General features: G+C 37.0%; 20 protein-coding genes, 1 other RNA gene and 1 other annotated feature. Of the genes, 18 read left to right on the top strand and 3 right to left on the bottom strand.

Features of this window, described 5'->3' with window-relative positions:
- Positions 1–4 precede the first annotated feature (4 nt).
- The 4 genes from dtd to aspS all read left to right on the top strand — a co-directional run bounded on the left by dtd (position 5) and on the right by aspS (position 4,384).
- Entirely contained in the window at positions 5–445 is a 441-nt protein-coding gene (gene dtd, locus ACERII_RS07725) for a D-aminoacyl-tRNA deacylase (RefSeq protein ID WP_373641315.1), read from the top strand.
- Positions 446–548: 103 nt separating this feature from the next.
- A complete protein-coding gene (locus ACERII_RS07720; protein ID WP_373641313.1) occupies positions 549–725 on the top strand; it encodes a hypothetical protein in 177 nt (58 codons plus the stop codon).
- Between the two features lie 72 nt (positions 726–797).
- Positions 798–1,029, top strand: a binding site (T-box leader).
- Positions 1,030–1,307: 278 nt separating this feature from the next.
- A complete protein-coding gene (gene hisS / locus ACERII_RS07715) occupies positions 1,308–2,585 on the top strand; it encodes a histidine--tRNA ligase (RefSeq protein WP_373641311.1) in 1,278 nt (425 codons plus the stop codon).
- Between the two features lie 14 nt (positions 2,586–2,599).
- Positions 2,600–4,384: an aspartate--tRNA ligase gene (gene aspS / locus ACERII_RS07710; RefSeq protein WP_373641309.1), complete on the top strand. Its 1,785-nt coding sequence runs from the start codon at positions 2,600–2,602 to the stop codon at positions 4,382–4,384.
- Positions 4,385–4,476: 92 nt separating this feature from the next.
- On the opposite strand, the gene ACERII_RS07705 is transcribed toward aspS, so the two are convergent.
- Entirely contained in the window at positions 4,477–4,854 is a 378-nt protein-coding gene (locus ACERII_RS07705; RefSeq protein ID WP_373641307.1) for a DUF6944 family repetitive protein, read from the bottom strand.
- A 325-nt stretch (positions 4,855–5,179) separates the two neighbouring features.
- Between ACERII_RS07705 and ssrS the strand changes: the two genes are divergently transcribed.
- The 5 genes from ssrS to ACERII_RS07680 all read left to right on the top strand — a co-directional run bounded on the left by ssrS (position 5,180) and on the right by ACERII_RS07680 (position 9,571).
- Positions 5,180–5,369: non-coding RNA, 6S RNA (gene ssrS / locus ACERII_RS07700), on the top strand.
- A gap of 190 nt (positions 5,370–5,559) precedes the next feature.
- Positions 5,560–6,330, top strand: coding sequence for a tRNA threonylcarbamoyladenosine dehydratase (locus tag ACERII_RS07695; RefSeq protein ID WP_373641305.1), 771 nt, complete (start codon positions 5,560–5,562; stop codon positions 6,328–6,330).
- 361 nt (positions 6,331–6,691) lie between these two features.
- Positions 6,692–7,414, top strand: coding sequence for a (Fe-S)-binding protein (locus ACERII_RS07690; protein WP_373641303.1), 723 nt, complete (start codon positions 6,692–6,694; stop codon positions 7,412–7,414).
- 13 nt (positions 7,415–7,427) lie between these two features.
- Positions 7,428–8,861 (top strand): LutB/LldF family L-lactate oxidation iron-sulfur protein, encoded by a 1,434-nt coding sequence (locus tag ACERII_RS07685; RefSeq protein ID WP_373641302.1) that lies wholly within the window; start codon positions 7,428–7,430, stop codon positions 8,859–8,861.
- Positions 8,858–9,571, top strand: a complete 714-nt coding sequence (locus ACERII_RS07680) for a LutC/YkgG family protein (RefSeq protein WP_373641300.1) — start codon at positions 8,858–8,860, stop codon at positions 9,569–9,571. Before ACERII_RS07685 ends, ACERII_RS07680 begins: the two co-directional genes overlap by 4 nt.
- 153 nt (positions 9,572–9,724) lie before the next feature.
- Here ACERII_RS07680 and ACERII_RS07675 read toward each other — a convergent pair whose 3' ends face one another.
- A complete protein-coding gene (locus ACERII_RS07675; RefSeq protein ID WP_373641298.1) occupies positions 9,725–10,396 on the bottom strand; it encodes an RsfA family transcriptional regulator in 672 nt (223 codons plus the stop codon).
- 256 nt (positions 10,397–10,652) lie between these two features.
- Positions 10,653–11,984: an AAA family ATPase gene (locus tag ACERII_RS07670; protein WP_373641297.1), complete on the bottom strand. Its 1,332-nt coding sequence runs from the start codon at positions 11,982–11,984 to the stop codon at positions 10,653–10,655.
- Positions 11,985–12,555: 571 nt separating this feature from the next.
- Between ACERII_RS07670 and ACERII_RS07665 the strand changes: the two genes are divergently transcribed.
- The 9 genes from ACERII_RS07665 (at position 12,556) to ACERII_RS07625 (ending at position 20,053) form a co-directional block, all read left to right on the top strand.
- A complete protein-coding gene (locus ACERII_RS07665; RefSeq protein WP_373641296.1) occupies positions 12,556–13,197 on the top strand; it encodes a YczE/YyaS/YitT family protein in 642 nt (213 codons plus the stop codon).
- The gene (gene cymR, locus ACERII_RS07660; RefSeq protein ID WP_373641295.1) at positions 13,181–13,600 is read left to right on the top strand and encodes a cysteine metabolism transcriptional regulator CymR; all 420 of its coding nucleotides are present in this window, start codon (positions 13,181–13,183) and stop codon (positions 13,598–13,600) included. Before ACERII_RS07665 ends, cymR begins: the two co-directional genes overlap by 17 nt.
- Before the next feature lie 264 nt (positions 13,601–13,864).
- On the top strand, positions 13,865–15,004 hold the full coding sequence (locus tag ACERII_RS07655) for a cysteine desulfurase family protein (RefSeq protein ID WP_373641293.1): 1,140 nt from the start codon (positions 13,865–13,867) through the stop codon (positions 15,002–15,004).
- Between the two features lie 29 nt (positions 15,005–15,033).
- Positions 15,034–16,134: a tRNA 2-thiouridine(34) synthase MnmA gene (gene mnmA, locus ACERII_RS07650; protein ID WP_373641291.1), complete on the top strand. Its 1,101-nt coding sequence runs from the start codon at positions 15,034–15,036 to the stop codon at positions 16,132–16,134.
- A gap of 63 nt (positions 16,135–16,197) precedes the next feature.
- Complete coding sequence (locus tag ACERII_RS07645) at positions 16,198–16,866, top strand: tetratricopeptide repeat protein (protein WP_373641289.1); 669 nt, start codon at positions 16,198–16,200, stop codon at positions 16,864–16,866.
- Positions 16,867–16,884: 18 nt separating this feature from the next.
- A complete protein-coding gene (recD2, locus tag ACERII_RS07640) occupies positions 16,885–19,194 on the top strand; it encodes an SF1B family DNA helicase RecD2 (RefSeq protein WP_373641288.1) in 2,310 nt (769 codons plus the stop codon).
- A gap of 25 nt (positions 19,195–19,219) precedes the next feature.
- Positions 19,220–19,696 carry a PRC-barrel domain-containing protein gene (locus ACERII_RS07635; protein WP_373641286.1) on the top strand — a complete coding sequence of 159 codons (477 nt, stop codon included), beginning with the start codon at positions 19,220–19,222 and terminating at the stop codon, positions 19,694–19,696.
- A 19-nt stretch (positions 19,697–19,715) separates the two neighbouring features.
- Positions 19,716–19,907 (top strand): hypothetical protein, encoded by a 192-nt coding sequence (locus ACERII_RS07630; protein WP_373641285.1) that lies wholly within the window; start codon positions 19,716–19,718, stop codon positions 19,905–19,907.
- Positions 19,908–19,930: 23 nt separating this feature from the next.
- Complete coding sequence (locus ACERII_RS07625) at positions 19,931–20,053, top strand: hypothetical protein (RefSeq protein WP_373641284.1); 123 nt, start codon at positions 19,931–19,933, stop codon at positions 20,051–20,053.
- The last annotated feature ends 79 nt before the right edge of the window (positions 20,054–20,132 follow it).

Genomic DNA, 20,132 nt, shown 5'->3' with positions numbered 1-20,132 from the left:
TTGGATGCGGGTTGTTGTACAACGTTCTCTACAAGCACAAGTAGTTGTGGAAGATAAAATTGTTGGGAAGATAGATCATGGACTAGTCTTACTAGTCGGCATTACCCATGAGGATAAAGAAGAAGATGTTACTTTCTTAGCGGATAAAATTGCGAATTTACGTATTTTTGAAGATGATAATGAAAAGTTGAATTTATCAGTTAAAGATGTAGATGGACAGGTTCTTTCTATCTCTCAATTCACATTATACGGAGATTGTCGTAAAGGAAGAAGACCTAATTTTATGGCAGCTGCCAAACCGGAATATGCGTTAGAGCTCTATGACTTATTTAATAGCAAGTTACGGGATCTAGGTTTACTAGTAGAGACAGGATCATTCGGAAAAATGATGGATGTTTCGTTTACGAATCACGGACCTGTAACGTTAATTTTAGAGAGTAAATAGAGATACAGATAGAATTTTTCGTTTGTATGTTAAAAAGTACTAGATGTATGAGTAAGATTCCACTTTTTTGGTCAAACTGTAAGAAAAAGTGGAGGGATGCAGCATGAGATCAGGTCATCAACATGAACGTTTTACAAATCCCAATTCAAGACTTCTAGGGGTTAATCTACACAGATTTACAGAGATTGAGCAACATGCAGATAATTATGAAATAGCTTCAGAATTTGGTTTATCCTTACGTGAAGTAAAATCACTGAAAAATCGTATAGAACGGAATTAATTTGAGATTTTATTAAAATACCGTTGACATATAATGTTACAATGCTTATGATAATAAAAAATTATATTGTTCAAAGCACCGGTGAGGGAGAATAGTAGTGAAGGTATATCGTGAACAGAGAGGAAGTGCCAATGGCTGTAAGCACTTCTACATGAAACTTCATGAATGAACACTCCTTAGGTATTTCTCTGAAAAATCTCATTTAGTAGGAGAAATCGTCGTATCAGGCGTTACATGATAAAGCGGGGGCATAATTATGCTCCAACTAGGGTGGTACCACGGGATTCAAACTCTCGTCCCTGACATTGTTCAGGGGCGGGAGTTTTTTGTGTTTTCAGGATTAGACACCACATGCATTGAACATATGCATCATGGTGGATGAAAATACGTTAAGAAGTATTTTAGTACCATTCATTCTCTATGGAATGAGCGCAAGTCCACGAACTCCGTGGGAAGTAGAGTAGAGGCGAGATCCTGTAGCGACGTAGTCGTGGAGGGGGCTATGTTAAAACTAGATAGTTTCACGCGTATTTTCAGGGGGAGACAAATACATATTAAAAAATTTTTAGGAGGAGAAAAGAAATGAATTTTAAAATTCCAAGAGGAACACAAGACATTTTGCCAGAGCAGTCACCTAAATGGCAATATATAGAGCAGGTTGCTCATAACTTGTGCCGCAGATATAACTATAAAGAAATTCGTACGCCTATGTTTGAACAAACAGAGCTGTTTACAAGAAGTGTAGGGGATACAACTGACATCGTACAAAAAGAGATGTATACGTTTGAAGATCGTGGGGGAAGAAGCTTAACACTAAGACCTGAAGGAACGGCATCAGTAGCTCGATCCTATGTGGAAAACAAAATGCATGGTCTTCCAAATCAACCAGTGAAGCTATATTATATTGGTCCAATGTTCCGATATGAGCGTCCACAATCAGGAAGGATGCGCCAGTTTGTACAATTTGGTGTGGAAGCTATGGGAAGTGATGATCCAGCTATCGATGCTGAAGTAATTGGCTTAGCAATGGATTTCTACTCTGAATTAGGATTGAAAAATCTCAAGCTAGTTGTTAATAGCTTAGGAGATAAGGATAGTAGAAATAATCACAGAGATGCGCTTATGAAGCACTTCCAACCGAGAATTGAGGAATTTTGCTCTGACTGTCAAAGTAGATTAGAGAAAAATCCACTACGAATTTTAGATTGTAAAAAGGATCGAGATCACGAATTAATGGGCACAGCACCATCTATATTAGAATATTTAAATGAGTCATCAAGAGAGTATTTTAAAATGGTAAAGAACTATTTAGAGTCAATGGACATCCCATATGAAGTTGATCCGACTCTCGTAAGAGGTCTTGATTATTATAATAACACCGCTTTTGAAATCATGATCGATGGAGATGGATTTGGTGCAATCACTACGTTAAGTGGTGGTGGGCGATACAATGGTTTAGTGGAAGAGATCGGTGGACCAACAACTCCAGGAATCGGGTTTGGACTTAGTATTGAACGTGCTCTCATGGCATTAGAAGCACAAGGGATTGAACTTCCTGTGAATGATGAGTTAGATGCCTATGTAGTTGTAATGGGAGATGAACCGAAAAAAGAAGCGCCAAAGCTTGTTCATATGTTGCGAGGTAGTGGACTTTCTGTAGAAACAGACTATTTAAATAAAAAAATGAAGGCGCAGTTTAAGGCAGCAGATAGATTACAAGCAACGTTTGCAGTTGTTTTAGGAGAAGAAGAGCTTTCGAAACAATCAGTACAAGTGAAAGAGCTTGAAACAGGTAATCAGGAAGTTGTGCAAATACAAGACATAGCAAAATATATAAAAACAAAATTGGAAGAGAAGTAGGAAGGGGAATGAAAGTGAGTAGTAGAACGCATGTGTGTGGAGAAGTATTAGAGCATTTAATTGGCGAAAGAGTTTGTCTACAAGGGTGGGTAAAAAAGCGTCGTGATTTAGGTCAAGTAATTTTTATCGACCTTCGTGACCGTTCAGGACACGTTCAGATAGTTTTCAACGGTGAGAACAACCCTGATGCATTGACTGTTGCAGAGAAGGTGCGTAATGAGTATGTAGTTGATGTATGTGGAACCGTTGTTGCCCGAGACGAAGAAAATGTGAACGATAAGATTGCCACAGGAAAAATTGAGGTAATTGTGGATGAAATAACGATTCTCAATGCTTCTAAAGGGTTGCCATTTATGATAGAGGACGACGTAGAAGTATCGGAAGACGTTCGTTTAAAATATCGCTACTTAGATTTACGAAGACCAAAAATGTTTGAAACGATGCAATTACGACATCGTACAACACAATTTATTCGAAATTTTTTAGATCAGCATCAATTCATGGATATTGAGACTCCAATGCTGACAAAAAGTACACCAGAAGGAGCACGTGACTATTTAGTTCCTTCCCGAGTACATCATGGAGAGTTTTATGCTTTACCACAATCACCTCAGCTTTTTAAACAGCTATTAATGGTTTCTGGTTTTGAGCGTTATTACCAAATTGCTCGTTGCTTCCGTGATGAAGATTTACGTGCAGACCGACAACCAGAATTTACTCAAGTAGATATTGAAGCGTCCTTCTTAGGAAAAGAAGATCTTTTGTCTATGATGGAAGAGATGATGGTAAAGTTGTTGAAAGAAGTAAAAGGTGTTGAAATTCCTAGACCATTCCCACGCCTTACATATCAGGATGCAATGAATCGATTTGGTTCAGATAAACCAGATATTCGATATGGGATGGAGTTAGTAGACATCTCTGAATCGGTTCAAGACAGTGACTTTAAAGTGTTTGCCAACACGGTGAAAAATGGTGGCGTTGTAAAAGGTATCTGTGTAAAAGGTGTGGCGGACGACTATTCTCGTAAGGATTTAGATGGGTTAGGTACGTTTGTAGAAGTATACGGAGCCAAGGGATTAGCATGGTTAAAAGTAGAAGAAGGTTCTACACTTAAAGGTCCAATTGCAAAGTTCTTTAACGAAACAGAAGCAGCTTCTCTGTGTAATGTATTTGAAGCAGAAGCAGGGGATGTTCTCTTCTTTGTAGCAGACAAACAAAAAGTAGCATGGGACGCTTTAGGGGCATTAAGAATAAAATTTGCTAAAGATTTAAACCTTGTTGACCATAACCAGTTTAATTTCTTGTGGGTAACTGAATTTCCTTTATTGTCTTATGATGAAGACGAAAATCGCTATGTAGCGGAGCATCATCCATTTACTCGTCCAATGAAAGAGGATTTAGAAAAGCTAGAAACAAGTCCTGAAAATGTACGTGCTGAAGCGTATGACTTAGTTTTAAACGGATATGAACTAGGTGGGGGTTCTCAACGTATCTATGAAAGGGAGTTACAAGAGCAAATGTTTGCAGCACTCGGTTTTTCAAAAGAGGAAGCCCAAAGCCAATTTGGTTTCTTACTAGATGCATTCCAATACGGTACACCACCACATGGAGGTATCGCACTAGGACTAGACCGATTAGTGATGATTTTAGCTGGAAGAAATAACTTACGTGAAACAATTGCCTTCCCTAAAACTGCAAGTGCTAGCTGCTTATTAACGAATGCTCCAAGTGGCGTAAGTGATGCACAGCTAAAGGAACTAAACCTTGCTGTGGTACCGCAACCTAAAAAAGAAGATTAATACAGATTGGAAAGCCCTTCTTTTATTGAAGGGCTTTCCTTATATACTCATCTCCAACTTACTTACAGCATAGAAGACCACTGTTGTTCATACTAAGGTATTACATAATCAGGGGGGGATACTCCCAACCTTCGTTCGATTATTTCCTTCGTTCCACCATACGCTTCTAACGTAGAACCAACACCTTGTAACCAATTCCCTGTTACGGTTAATTCTTCTGCTCTTCTTATTTCTGGTTCACTACTAGCTGACAGTTGTTGTGTTACCCCTACTGCTTCTTGTAATTGACCGATTGCTTGAATCCAAACACCAAAAAGAATTTTCTCTTCATTTGTTAAATCTTCTTTTCCTTTTTGTGTTTGAACTGTAAATAACTTTGACACATAGATAGCTTCAATAAATTGTCCGATTGCTTGAATCCAAACTCCGTATGCAATTTTATGAGCAATATCATTTTCTTGATAATCCATTTTCTTCACCCTTGGTACGAACTTTTCTTTGTACATCCTATTCACATAACCAAATTTGGTATGGATTCATTACACAATGAAGTGGTATATAGTTATGACCATTGTTTTTAATTAAAATGGCAATCTTTTTATTAACCAACCATATAAAAAGAAGAGTGGAAAAAAACATATAATAAACAATTAATGTTTAAATTAATTTTACAAGGGTATTATATAAAATAGATGAAATCGTTTACAATTGTAATGAAATTGTCATAAAATTTCCATACAATAGTCATTGTTTTTAGTACTTATTTTTTATAAAATAAGTGTATAAAGTTATAAAAGAGTCCTGTGGTGTACGTCATAAACTCTACGTTTTGAGCCAACACTTTTTATACGGGAGCTTCCGTTTCGAAAATGCTAGCATGCCTGACCTTCATACATAGGTACTGGAAGCTAAAATTTTTGAACAGGGCACCCACCTGCGAGAGCAGGTTCAAAGCAAGGAAGACAACGGCACCGATGGGACTCTTATTTTAGTAGTAAACACCAATTATTGCATGGTGTTTTTTTGTGTTTTTTTCATTATAATCAATAAGAAATAAGGAGAAACTGAATAATATATGATTTATTCAATAAAGTTATTTCGACTTTGCTAATATACATAGCTGTGTTATATTTTTCAAGGGATAAATTACTTTGGCTTAGTGGAAGGAGACTACCATGTTACATCAGTTTTCAAGAAATGAATTAGCGATCGGAAAAGATGGACTTGATCGTTTAAAAAATAGTACCGTTGCAGTTTTAGGAATCGGCGGAGTTGGTTCCTTTTCAGCAGAAGCATTAGCTCGTTCAGGAGTGGGCCGTCTAATTCTTGTCGATAAAGATGATGTTGATATTACGAATGTTAATCGTCAAGTGCATGCTTTGTTATCTACAGTTGGACAACCAAAAGTAGATTTAATGAAGGCAAGAATTGCAGATATTAATCCTGAATGTGAAGTGATTGCATTAAAAATGTTTTATACAGAAGAAACATACGAACAGTTTTTTGAATATGGTTTAGATTTTGTTGTTGATGCATCTGATACGATTAGTTACAAAATTCATCTTATGAAAGAATGCTTACAACGAAACATCCCAATTATCTCAAGCATGGGTGTTGCAAACAAAATGGATCCAACTCGTTTACGAATTGTTGATATTTCAGAAACTTCGTATGATCCATTAGCAAAAGTAATTCGTACAAAACTGAGAAAAGAGGGGATTAGAAAAGGCATTAAAGTTGTGTTCTCTGATGAGAAGCCAATTCAAATTAGAGAAGAAATACGCGAAGAAATAGTTTCTAAACAACAACAAGAAGGAAAAATCAGAAAAGCAAAAATGCCACCATCTTCGAATGCATTTGTACCTTCCGTATCTGGATTAATTATGGCAGGTCATGTAATAACAAGCCTACTTGATGGAATTGAAATATCACGAATACGAAGTTAGACTTAGAGAACTAGTTGCATGGAAGTGCAACTAGTTTTTTGGTATGTAATTATTTTGTTAGTTGTATAGGTGAAAGATTCATAAGGACAAAAAGCAGCGTGAAGAGGAAAAAATTGTCGTTATGAAAGGCCAAATGATGAAATATCCAGTTTATGTATCAATTGTGTTGGAAAATAAACATAAAACGGTACTAATCAATAGTAAACAAAAAATAACAAAAATTTTTTCAAAAAAGGGGTGATACAGAATAGGCATTCAATGTTATGATGTATTATATAGTTTTTTATAATAGAAAGTTTAATTTGTAGATTAAGAAATATAGTAATAGTCATGTTTATCATGTAATTTAGGAGGATTTGTTATGAAAGTTTCCTTGTTTTTAACTTGTCTGGCTGATGTGGTATATCCTGCTTCAGTTGGGCGTAGTACAGTGGAAATACTAGAAAGACTAGGTTGTGAAGTAGATTTTCCAAAAAAACAAACATGCTGTGGGCAACCAGCGTTTAATAGTGGTTTTCATCGAGAAGCAAAAGATGTTGCGAAACATATGATTACTACATTTGAACATGCAGAATACGTGGTGTCTCCTTCAGGATCCTGTACAACCATGCTCCATGAATATGAAAAGTTATTTGAAGATGACCAAGTTTGGCTTGATAAAGCGAAGGCATTGGCAAATAAATCTTATGAGCTAACTCAATTTATTGTCGACGTATTAAAAATAGAAGATGTAGGTGCAGAATTTTATGGAAACGTTACCTATCATACTTCCTGTCATATGACTCGATTATTAGGTGTGCAAGAAGCACCGATGAAACTTTTAAAAAATGTGAAAGGATTAACATTTACAGAGCTTCCTAATAAACAGCAATGCTGTGGATTTGGTGGTACGTTTTCGGTAAAAATGATGCCAATATCAGAACAGATGGTGGATGAAAAGGTACAGCATATTGAGGAAACGAAAGCAGAGGTATTAATTGGTGCAGACTTAGGCTGTTTGATGAATATTGGCGGTAGAATTGACCGGAAAGGAAAGCCAATTAAAGTGATGCACATTGCGGATGTTTTAAATAGTAAACTGTGAGTGGGGTGAGATTGTGAGTATTAAAATAAGTGAAGATAAATTTTTTGAGCGAGTAGATAAAGGAATTAATAATTCATTTATGCGTAAAGCTGTTGTAGAAGCACAAGGACGTCTAGAAGGGCGGAAAACGCAAACGACAGAGGAACTTGGAAACTGGGAAGAATGGAGAGAACTCTCCGAAGAAATTCGCCAGCATACACTAGAAAACTTAGATTATTATTTGGATCAGTTTGTTGAAAATGTCGCGAAGCAAGGTGGACATGTATTCTTTGCAGAGGATGCTGCAGAAGCAAATGAATATATTAAATCTGTCGTTCATAAAAAGAAGGCAAAAAAGATTATTAAATCTAAGTCTATGGTAACGGAAGAAATTAGTATGAATGAGGCACTTGAATCCATAGGATGTACGGTGATTGAGTCTGATTTAGGAGAATGGATTCTTCAATTAGATGATCATGATCCACCGTCTCATATTGTTGTACCAGCACTTCACAAAAACAAAGAACAAATTCGGGATACATTTGTAGAAAAAAGAAAGTATTCTAAATCTGCTGATCCAAATGAGTTAGCTCAATTTGCAAGAGAACAGCTTCGTCCAGATTTCTTAGAGGCAGAAGTTGGGATTACTGGATGTAACTTTGCTGTTGCAGAATCTGGTTCTATCTCATTAGTTACAAATGAAGGAAATGCAAGATTAGCAACCTCGTTACCCAAAACACAGATTACTGTTATGGGAATGGAACGAATTGTTCCTACGTGGAAAGAATTAGATATACTAGTAACCATGCTCTGTAGAAGTGCAGTTGGGCAAAAATTAACAAGCTATATTACTGGTTTAACGGCAACGAAAGAAGAAGGGGATGTGGATGGCCCTGAGGAATTTCATGTCGTTATCGTTGATAATGGAAGATCGAAAATATTAGGAACAAAGTTTCAGTCAGCTTTACAGTGTATACGATGTGCAGCATGTATTAATGTTTGCCCAGTGTATCGACATGTTGGTGGTCATTCTTATGGATCAATCTATCCAGGACCAATTGGGGCCGTCCTAACACCTTTGTTAGAGGGATATGATGATTACAAGGAACTTCCTTATGCATCTTCTCTATGCGCAGCATGTACAGATGCATGTCCAGTAAAAATTCCATTACATGAACTTCTTGTTGAGCATCGAAGAGTGATTGTGGAACAAGAAGGGAAAACAAGTTTTGGAGAAAAACTAGCAATGAAGGGCTTTGCCTTTGGTATGAGTAATCCTAGTCTTTATTCTATAGGTACGAAAGCAGCACCGTCTATGATTAATTCCATCGCAAAAGGCGGAGAAGGAAGTGGACCAGGACCAGTTAAGCTTTGGACTGGCATACGAGATTTGCCTACTAGAACGGGAGATAGCTTTCGAGAATGGTTTGATAAACGTAACAGCAATAAAGAAGGTGATGAATCTTGACAACAATATATAACAAAGACAAATTCTTAAATCGTATTGCCGATCAGTTAGGTAGAAAGCGGAGAACGGAGCCAGTTACATTACCTGAATGGAAGAAACTTCCTCAATACGAAGTTTTTAAAGATTATACACAAGATCAATTACTAGATGAATTCACAAACCATTGTAAAAATATTCATACTAGTGTTGTTGTGACAAAAAGAGAGACATTGAAAGAATCCTTTCATGAAGCAATCAAGGATCTAGGGGGAGAATCGATCGTAACATGGGATGATGAGAGATTCTCTACATTCGGTTTAAGTGAAGCATTACAGGAACAATCAGACAATGGTGTGGATGTTCACGTTTGGAAATCAGAATTAGGTGACCATAATATCAAAAAAGCGGAAAAAGCCAATATAGGTATCACATTCTCTGATATTACGTTAGCTGAGTCAGGTACGGTTGTTTTATTTAGTGGTGAAGGAAAAGGGAGATCTGTTAGTCTACTTCCACGTACGTACTTAGCAATTATTCCCAAAAGCACACTTGTTCCTCGGATGACACAAGCAACGGAGAAAATACATGAAATGGCGAAAGAAAACGGGAGAATGCCGTCCTGTGTTAATTTTATTTCAGGTCCAAGTAATTCTGCAGACATTGAGTTGCGATTAGTAGTCGGTGTTCATGGACCTATTCAAGTAACCTATCTAGTGATAGAAGATGAGTAATTGTTTTACCCCTAATGATTTCATCACCAGGGCGAACTGGTTTTCAGAGTAATATTCCAGAGAAATCTATCAAAGATCTAGAATTTACGTAATTCATAGAGAAAAATATAATAAAAGGCCCCAAAAGGAATTAATCTTTTAGGGCGCCTTTTTTTATTTAGCAATTTTCTCTAGATTTCCGTTTTTATCCATTTTAAATGCTGGAGCATGACGATCGTCGGCTTCTTCTTCTAAAAGTGCCATTCTACGAGCACGATTCATAATTTGAATAATGGATTGATAGTCTTCTTCGATTACTTGATGTTCTTCTTTTAGCTCAATCAGTTGATCTTCAAGTTCTCTCACTTTTTTGGAAAGACTATTGTTCTCTTGTTTTAATGCTTCATTTTCTTGCATTAATAAAGATTCTTTCTGTCCTTTTCCACTTAATCCTTGTAAAAATTGAATGACATCGTTGATTGAAATCTCTTGTTCTACAGCACCACGAATCCTATTATTATCATGTGATAGAGTAGGCTGAGATTGTGGTTGTGCTTGATATATTGCTTTTGGTACAGCCGTATAGCTTGCAGACGGCTTGGCTTGCTGTGCCATTTGACGTTTTCTTTCTTTACGATGTTTTTTTGCTAGTTTTATTGCATCTTCATATTTATCACGTACTACTGCATTCCAGCGGAAACCACATGCTGCGGAAGTTCTGTTTAATGCGTCACCAACCTCATCAAAGGCTTGTAATTGTGTTCCACCTTCTCGAATATGTCTTAAAACTGTTTCTGCTAATAGTAAATCATCTTCTTCTGACCATGCATCTTGTCTTACTTTCATGTTTTCCAATCCTTTCTATCATAAACTTTCAATGTGTTTGGTACTATAATGGGCATCTAGGAGAAAAAATATACCAATTTATTAAAAAGTTCATAGGATTGGTGGTAAATTATAAGATTTTTGCTAGATAGATATATATTTTAAGGCTAATCTGAGAAAATATGTTATGGGATACTCTCACTTTCTTAGTGTCGCGAATCAAGAAGTTTGTATTAAAAAAGAATGATCTTCTCAAGATCATTCGTTAAAAGTCGGTCTATTCACCTTTCTTTTTTCTCTCTTCAAAGTAATCTAGTCTTTTCTGTACTGTTTTTTCGTACCCGTTTGTAGATGGAGTGTAAAAACGTTTGGATTTTAAATGATCAGGTAAGTATTGTTGAGGTACATAATGGTGTTCGTAATTATGTGGATATTTATATCCTTCACCATGACCAAGTTTAGCTGCACCTTTATAATGTGCATCCCTTAGATGGACTGGTACTGTACCTGATTTTTCTAACTCTACCGTTTTTAATGCTGAATCAATTCCAGAAATAACAGCATTACTCTTTGGAGCGGTTGCTAAATATAACGCAGCCTCAGCTAGAGGGATCCTTGCTTCAGGCATTCCGATGAACTCTACAGCATACGCGGCGGCTTGTGCTACAAGCAAAGCGTTTGGATCTGCTAGCCCCACATCCTCCGCAGCATGAACATAGATTCTTCTTGCTATAAAACGAGGATCTTCTCCTGCATAAATCATTTTGGCTAACCAATACAATGTTGCATCAGGGTCTGAACCACGAATACTCTTAATAAATGCTGAAATAGTATCATAATGTTGGTCACCTGATTTATCATATTGTAATACCCGTTTTTGAATAGATGCTTCTGCCGTTTCTAAATTAATATATATTACCCCGTCATCTTTCGGGTCTGTTGTTAAGACTGCTAATTCTAATGCGTTTAATGCGGTACGTGCATCTCCATTTGCTACGTCAACGAGATGATGCATTGCATCTTCATCTATAGTTATTTTATATGCACCGAACCCTCTATCTTTATCAATAATAGCTGTAGTCAGAACATCTTGCAGTTCATCGTTTGTAAGTGATTGAAGACGAAATAGTCGAGACCGGGATAATAAGGCTGGATTTACCTCAAACATGGGATTTTCTGTGGTAGCCCCTATGAGGACAACCGTTCCATCTTCAACAAATGGTAAGAGAGCATCCTGTTGTCCTTTATTAAATCTATGAATTTCATCGATAAACAGGACAGTTCTTTCTTGATCATACTTTAAACGTTCATTTGCTCGTTGGACAACTTCCCGTACATCTTTAATGCCGGCTGTAACTGCATTTAATTGTTCAAAGTGTGCAGAAGTAGTATTCGCAATGACTCTTGCTAATGTTGTTTTTCCTGTTCCAGGAGGACCATGAAAAATCATTGGTGTAAGCTGATCAGCTTCGATAGCTCGTCGTAATAAAGTACCTTTACCAATAATCTCCGTTTGACCCATAACTTCATCTATTGTTCTAGGTCGCATCCTAGCTGCCAATGGACCTTTCGGTGCCGTCTTTTCACGAGAATGATCAAACAAATCCATGTATATCTCCTCCTTCCAAAAATTATCCTATAAAAATCTTATTGTATTATGTAATTAGTTAGCATTTTCTTCAAAGAAAAGAGTCATTAATTTTCCGCATGCAAGGGAGAAATTTGCAACATAACGACTGAAAAACCTTATGAGTATAATTAGTACATTTAACTGTATATGCAATGAGCGCAAGTCCACGAACTCCTGTGGGAAGCAGAGTAAAGGCGAGAAACCCGCAGAACGGAGCCAGGATGGCGACATGACGCCGTGCCCACTGGACGTGGGCACGTACTTAGGCGGAATTCTTCGAGGGGGATCGGCAACTCCCCACGGAAAGGAGTGGAATGAAGCGAATGGAATACAACCAACAAAGTTAGTATTCCATTTTAGTCTCATACACGTATTTTCAGGGTAAACTTATAAAAAAGTTACTCGAAATGATCTTAACACTCATGGACCGAAAAGGCTATATGTATGCTATAATAGTTACGAAACAAAGAGAGAATTATGAAAAGAGCATGGTTCTGCATAATACATAAAAGCAGACTTTTAACATTCTCTTTTTGAGGGAGACGAGAGCGTGCAGGAAAACAGTCATCACAGAATGTTTCGGTGGAGTGTGTTTTTTATTGGCTTACTTGTCATGAGTTTTGGTATTGCACTCATAATAAGAGCAGATTTAGGAAGTGCCCCATGGGACGTTTTACACATTGGTTTAACCGAGAAGGTTGGCTTAACAGTAGGTACTTGGACTATTATTATGGGATTTATATTATTACTTATTGCTACACTTATTTCAAAGGAATTACCTAAGCTCGGAGCCTTCTTAAACATGATATTTGTTGGGATTTTTGTAGACTTTTTTTTGTTTATCCTCCAAACACCTGACTACTTGTTAGTAAAAGGAATCATGCTTGTAATAGGTATTCTAATAATGGGCTTAGGGATTGGTATTTACATATCACCAAAATGTGGTGTAGGTCCTAGAGATAGTTTAATGCTAGCAGTCTCACAAAAATTAGGTACAACTGTAGCTAGGGTTCGAATTTTTATGGAGGTTACCGTATTAGTAGTAGGTTGGATACTAGGGGGGCCTGTCTTTATAGGAACAATTTTATTTAGTGTTACAATTGGACATGTTACAGGTATAGCATTAGTTTGGTGTCAGCATTGGACTGATAGACGGATGGAAAGAGGGGTTAAAGTTGAAAATATCCACTAAAGGTAGATACGGATTAACAATTATGATGGCATTGGCCAAAAAATATGGGGAAGGTCCAATCTCATTAAAATCAATTGCAAAGGACCACGATTTATCTGAACATTATTTAGAGCAGTTAATTGCACCTTTAAGAAATGCAACGTTGGTTAAAAGTGTAAGAGGGGCATACGGGGGATATATGCTATCAAAAGCCCCAGAAGAAATTACTGCTGGAGATATCATTCGTGTACTAGAGGGACCAATCAGCCCAGTTGAGGTAGTAGATGACGAGGAACCAGCAAAAAGAGATCTATGGATTAAAATAAGAGATGCAGTAAAAAATGTTCTTGATAATACTACATTAGCCGATTTAGCTAACTACGAAGACAAAGGCGATCAAGAATATTATATGTTCTATATTTAAAATTCATCGTTTAAAAACTACATAATTTTCAGGGTAGACTTCCATTCAAGTGAAAATTTGCACCATGACGGATGAAAATACGTTATTAGATGTTTTAGAAACATCAACTTCCTATGGAATGACCGAATGCCCATTGAAAAGTGAGGAAAAAGTGAAAGAAAAGCTTCCTCACTTTTCTTTTTGTACATAAATGGGTATTCTATTGAAATGAAGCATAAAAAAATAAGTCGTATTAGAGACTTTAATTAATAGAAGGTGTTATAAATGAAACGTATCTATTTAGATCATGCCGCAACTTCACCAGTTCATCCGGAAGTATTTGCAGCGATGAAACCATATTATGAATCTTTCTTTGGAAATCCTTCCAGCATCCATCAATTCGGTAGAGAAGCGAGAAGAGGACTCGATAATTCAAGAGATTATATAGCAAAAACAATTGGTGCATCATTTGATGAAATTATTTTTACTAGTGGTGGTACAGAAGCAGACAATTTAGCAATTATGGGTTATGCAACCGCTCATAAGCATGAAGGGAATCACCTTATCACTACAAAAGTAGAACATCATGGAGTTTTGCATGCTTTTGAATTTTTAGAAAAACAAGGTTTTGAGGTTACGTATCTTGATGTAAATGAGGAAGGAAGAATTTATTCTAATTCAGTTGCTGAAGCTTTACGTGAGGACACAATTCTCGTATCATGTATGTTTGGAAACAATGAAGTTGGAACAGTTCAACCAATAAAAGAAATTGGGAGCTTATTATCTGAACATAAAGCTGTTTTTCATACAGATGCTGTACAAGCATTTGGAATGGAGACTATCAATGTTAAGGACTTAGGAGTAGATTTCCTTGCCGTCTCTGCACATAAGTTAAACGGTCCAAAAGGGATCGGATTTCTTTATGCGAAAAAAGGTATTACATTTTCTCCATTGTTTTATGGGGGAGAGCAAGAACGAAAACGACGTGCTGGAACCGAAAATGTAGCTGGAGTTGTAGGTTTAGCGAAAGCGGTGGAACTTTCCATAAAAGATTTAGACAATCGGCGAGAGTTATATAATAAATATAGAGAAACAATGCTCCAGATTTTCAATCATGAAAATATCAGTTTCAAAATAAATGGTGATGAAACATACTATTTACCTCACATCTTAAATGTTAGTTTTCCAGGTTTAAGTGTAGAATCCATGCTTATGAATCTGGACTTAGAGGGAGTGGCAGTATCTAGTGGTTCTGCGTGTACAGCAGGTTCTATTGATCCATCGCACGTATTAACCGCTATGTTTGATGATATAAACAGAAGTCATTCAGCCATTCGATTTAGTTTCGGATACGGACTAACAATTGAAGATATAAGAGAGGCAGCAGAAAGAACAGTAAAAGTAATAAAAAGACTTACCAAATAGACTGTTTATTTGGAAAGGAGGTCATTCGGGTGAGTAAAACATTGAATAATAAAGCCAATACAAGAGTAGTTGTGGGGATGTCTGGAGGTGTAGACTCTTCGGTAGCAGCGTACTTGTTGAAAAAAGAAGGTTACCAAGTCATCGGTATTTTTATGAAAAATTGGGATGACACAGATGAAAATGGAGTGTGTACCGCAACAGAAGATTATAACGACGTGATTCGAGTTAGTAACCAATTAGATATTCCATATTACGCTGTAAATTTTGAAAAACAATACTGGGATAAAGTTTTTACCTATTTCTTAGAAGAATACAAAGCTGGTAGAACACCAAATCCTGATGTTATGTGTAATAAAGAAATCAAATTTAAAGCATTTTTAGATCATGCTATGTCTTTAGGAGCGGATTTTGTGGCAACTGGTCATTATGCAAGAGTTCGTCGAGAAAATGGCCGAGTGGAATTACTTCGAGGAGTAGATAGTAACAAGGATCAAACGTATTTCCTTAATGCTCTCAGCGAAGAGCAGCTACAGCATGTACTTTTTCCAATTGGAGAAATTGAGAAACCCCGCGTTAGAGAAATTGCAAAAGAAGCAGAACTTGCTACTGCTACGAAAAAGGATAGTACAGGAATTTGTTTTATTGGGGAAAGAAACTTTAAAGAATTTCTTAGTAAATTTTTACCAGCCCAAGAAGGGGAAATGCAAACGCTAGACGGACAAGTCAAAGGAAAACATGACGGACTTATGTATTATACTCTAGGACAACGTCATGGACTTGGAATTGGTGGAGCGGGTGAACCTTGGTTTGTGGTAGACAAGAACCTGGAGGGAAATATATTATATGTAGGACAAGGCTATCATCACCCAGCTTTATATTCGGATGGTTTAGTGGCAGAAAAAGTGAACTGGATTAACGACCCTCTATCAGATGATTCGTTCGAGTGTACAGCGAAATTCAGATACCGTCAAGGTGATCAGGGTGTTACTGTTACAAAACTCTCTAATAATAAAGTCCGAGTTCAATTTCATGAGAAACAAAGAGCTATTACACCAGGTCAATCTGTTGTGTTTTACAATGGAGATGTTTGCTTAGGTGGGGGTACGATTGATGAAGTGCTGAAGGACTGATGCGAATCAGTCCTCTTCTTTTAAGAAAATGAACATATTTTTTCATGAAATGGAGTGGAAGAAATGGATAAAAATAAAATTGCAGTGGAGAAAATGAAAGAAGGAAAATTAGAAGAGGCTGCCCAAATATTAAATGAAGCTATTGAGGAAGATCCTAAAGATGCTGTTGCTTACACAAATTTTGGGAATCTCCTTTCTGCTGTTCATGAAGAAGAGAGAGCCATTATTTTTTTCAACAAAGCAATAGAATTAGATGAATCATTAGCAACAGCATATTACGGAAAAGGAAATGTGTTGTATAATCAAGAGAATTACATCGATGCAATTGATGCATTTCAGGAAGCGTTACAAAAGGGGTTACAAGAAGGTGACGCATATTATATGCTAGGAATGAGCTTTTATCTTCAAGGAGATTTAACTCGTGCTCTTCCAAGTCTACAACGAGCAACGGAACTAAATGGAGAAGATGTGGATGCGAAATTTCACTATGCGTTATCATTAGCTCAATTACAACAGATTGACGAAGCTGTGCATGTATTTGAAGAAATAATAGCTATTGATAACAGTCATTCCGATAGCTTTTTTAATTTAGGTGTTGCTTATACATATAAAAATGAGCTCCAAAAAGCACTACAAATGTTTAATAAGGCTCTAGATATTCAGCCAGATCACCTCTTGAGTGCTAATGGGAAAAAACAAGTGGAAGAACTACTCAAGCAAGGTGACGAGTAAAAGAAAGTAGGTTTCTTTATGAGCGAGACCCCGTTACAAGACAAAGATTATATTAAGGGAGAGCTTATCCATCTTATCTACCACAATGGAGACACTCTCTACACCGTAGCAAAAATAAAAGTAATAGAAACATCTCATTCGTATGATGAAAAAGAAGCAACCATCGTTGGGGTTATGCCTGCGTTAGAACGAGATGTAAATTATTTATTTCATGGTCATTTCACGGATCATCCTCGATTTGGAAAACAATACAAAGTAGATCAGTTTCAAAAAGTAATGCCCCAAACAGAGCAGGGAATTATTTTGTACTTATCCAGTGACCGTTTTCCCGGCATTGGAAGGAAGACGGCTGAAAAAATTGTAGATGTTTTGGGAAAACAGGCAGTTTCTACGATTATTGCAGACCGTGCCTCTTTAGAAAGAATTCCTGGTCTTAAGCCAAACAAGGCAGAGGAAATATATCAAACCTTGATGGAGGATCAAGGGATTGAGCAAGTGCTACTAAGGCTCTATGAATTCGGCTTTGGTCTTCAATTAGCAATGAAGGTGTATCAGGCATATAAAATACAGGCTCTAGAAATAATCGAATCAAACCCATATAAAATGATTGAGGATGTAGAAGGAATTGGTTTTGGAAGAGCGGACTTAATTGGGAGAAAACAAGGGATTACAGGAAATCATCCAGACCGAATTAAGGCAGCAATTCTGTATACCCTTAATGAGAACTCATTAAATGAAGGACATGTTTATGTGGAAAACAGAACAATCGTAACGAGTGCGAAGGAATTGTTAGAAAAAGAAGGTGGAGAAGAAATAACTCCTCTAGAGATAGCTGATCAAGTAATGTCCTTAGGTGCGGAAGAAAAAATAATTGTGGAAGAGAACAAGATGTATCTTCCTACTTTATTTTATGCAGAGCATGGAATTGTTACGAATATCAATCGTCTCCTTTCTAATGAGGTAGAGTTAGAGGAATTCCCTGATTCTGAGTTTTATAAGGCTTTAGGTGAAGTGGAAGAATCATTAGGAATTAGCTATGCCCCATCCCAACAAGAAGCGATTAAACAAGCGATCCATTCTCCTATCATGATTTTAACTGGTGGACCTGGAACAGGAAAAACTACTGTTATTAAAGGATTAGTGGAAGTGTTTGGGTTATTAAAAGGTGTTTCGGTGAATCCAGAAGATCACGGTAAGAAGGATACATTCCCAATTCTTATGGCGGCTCCTACTGGTCGTGCAGCGAAGAGGATGAGTGAATCTACAGGATTACCAGCATCGACAATTCATCGACTTCTAGGATATAAAGGAAATGAAGAGGACTTAGAGAGAGATGAAACAGAGCCGTTAGAAGGAGATCTTATTATCCTAGATGAAATGTCTATGGTTGATACGTGGCTTGCAAATCAACTCTTTAAAGCAATCCCAAAGACGATGCAAGTTATATTAGTCGGGGATGAAGATCAACTTCCTTCTGTAGGTCCTGGTCAAGTCTTATCTGATTTGTTAGAAACTGAGCGAGTTCCATATGTAAAGCTTACGGATATATATCGCCAATCGGAAGGGTCACATATTATTGATTTTTCCCATCAGGTGAAAGATGGTAAGTTACCTGAAAGTATCGATAGTAAAAGTAGGGATTTACGCTTTTTCCCTTGTGCACAACAGCAAGTTCCAGATGTAGTGAAACAGATATGTGAACGGGCGATGACACGAGGATACACTGCGAAGGATATCCAAGTGCTAGCACCTATGTATAGAGGGATAGCAGGGGTGGAAAATCTAAATGATATGTTGCAAAAGCTTTTTAATCCTCCAACAGAACAACGGAGAGAAGTTCCTTATGGTGATGTTATTTATCGTAAAGGAGACATTGTTTTACAACTAGTGAATAATCCAGAAGAAAATGTATTTAACGGCGACCGGGGAGAAATTGTTGCTATTTTTACAGAGAAGGAAAATACGGATAGAGAAATGAAAATAGTGATTTCTTTTGATGGGATTGAAGTTACGTATACAAAACCAGATTTATCTCAAATTACCCACGCGTATTGTTGTTCCATTCATAAATCACAAGGAAGTGAATTTCCGATCGTTGTTATGCCAGTAGTGAAAGGGTATTATCGAATGCTACGAAAAAAACTAATTTACACAGGAATTACTCGAGCAAAAAGCTTTTTACTTATGTGTGGGGAGTGGAATGCTCTAGAATATGCCGTGAAAAATAATCATGATATGAAACGGAATACTACGTTAGCTGAAAAGTTAAAAGTTAACACATTGGAAAATGACTACCAGCATGAAATTAAAGGTGTTTCCACAGACTAAGAATGTTCGAAGGGAGGGATATCCTTTGCGAACTTTTCAAAAAGTCAAGGGAGCTCCTATTTTTTTTAACCAAAATAAAGAAAGAGTAGGCATTGTCTCCGATCTAGTCCTTTCCTATAAAAAAGAGAAGGTGAAAGGATATTGGATTCAAACAGGAAGATGGTGGTCAAAGAAGCATTTCCTTCCGATTGAGGACATTGTGCATGTTGATGGAGATGGAATGTATGTTAACAACAATATAAACTTAAAACCCATCGCTAAGAAGGATAAACGTCTTTGTGAAGGACGCGATCATATTATTGGAAAACCACTGAGGAAAAAGGACGGAGCAACAATTGGTCTAATCGAAGACGTATATTTTTTACCAGATACGGGCATGATTGTAGGGTATGAACTAACGGAAGGATTATTTTCTGATCTACAAGATGGAGTTAGAGTTGTAAAATCAAAAACACCATTATTGTATGAGAATAATTACTTCGTTATGAGTTCGGAATCATGAGTATCTGGAGGAGATCAACATGCGCTGTCCAAATTGCAAGGGGAAAGATATTGGAAAGATCGGAACAAATCAATACTACTGCTGGAATTGCTTCATTGAACTATCTATTTCTGGAGGAAGATTTTGTCTACATCAAGTAGAAGTGGATGGGTCTTTAAGCTCTCTTGATGATATATTCGAAGAGGATGAAAGACGAATTGAGATGGAGTAAACTATACAGGGTGGTGACGTAAAATGGGAACTTTTACAAAGTTAGCAGCAATTGGTGCAGGGGCGTATGCATATTCAAAAATGGACCAAAAGACAAAAAAGCGTCTAAGAAAGCAAATGAGTAATGTAGCCTCTCGATTATTCTAACGAGTTTGATATATGTTTGGATATTAAGGTCGACTCTTATTATAAGGGTCGACTTTTCTTCCATTACTTTTAATAAAAG

The organism is Evansella sp. AB-rgal1 (assembly GCF_041820985.1).
Taxonomy (GTDB): domain Bacteria; phylum Bacillota; class Bacilli; order Bacillales; family Salisediminibacteriaceae; genus Evansella.
Note: the sequence above shows the minus strand (reverse complement) of the source record. Positions and strands in the feature narration are given on the sequence as shown.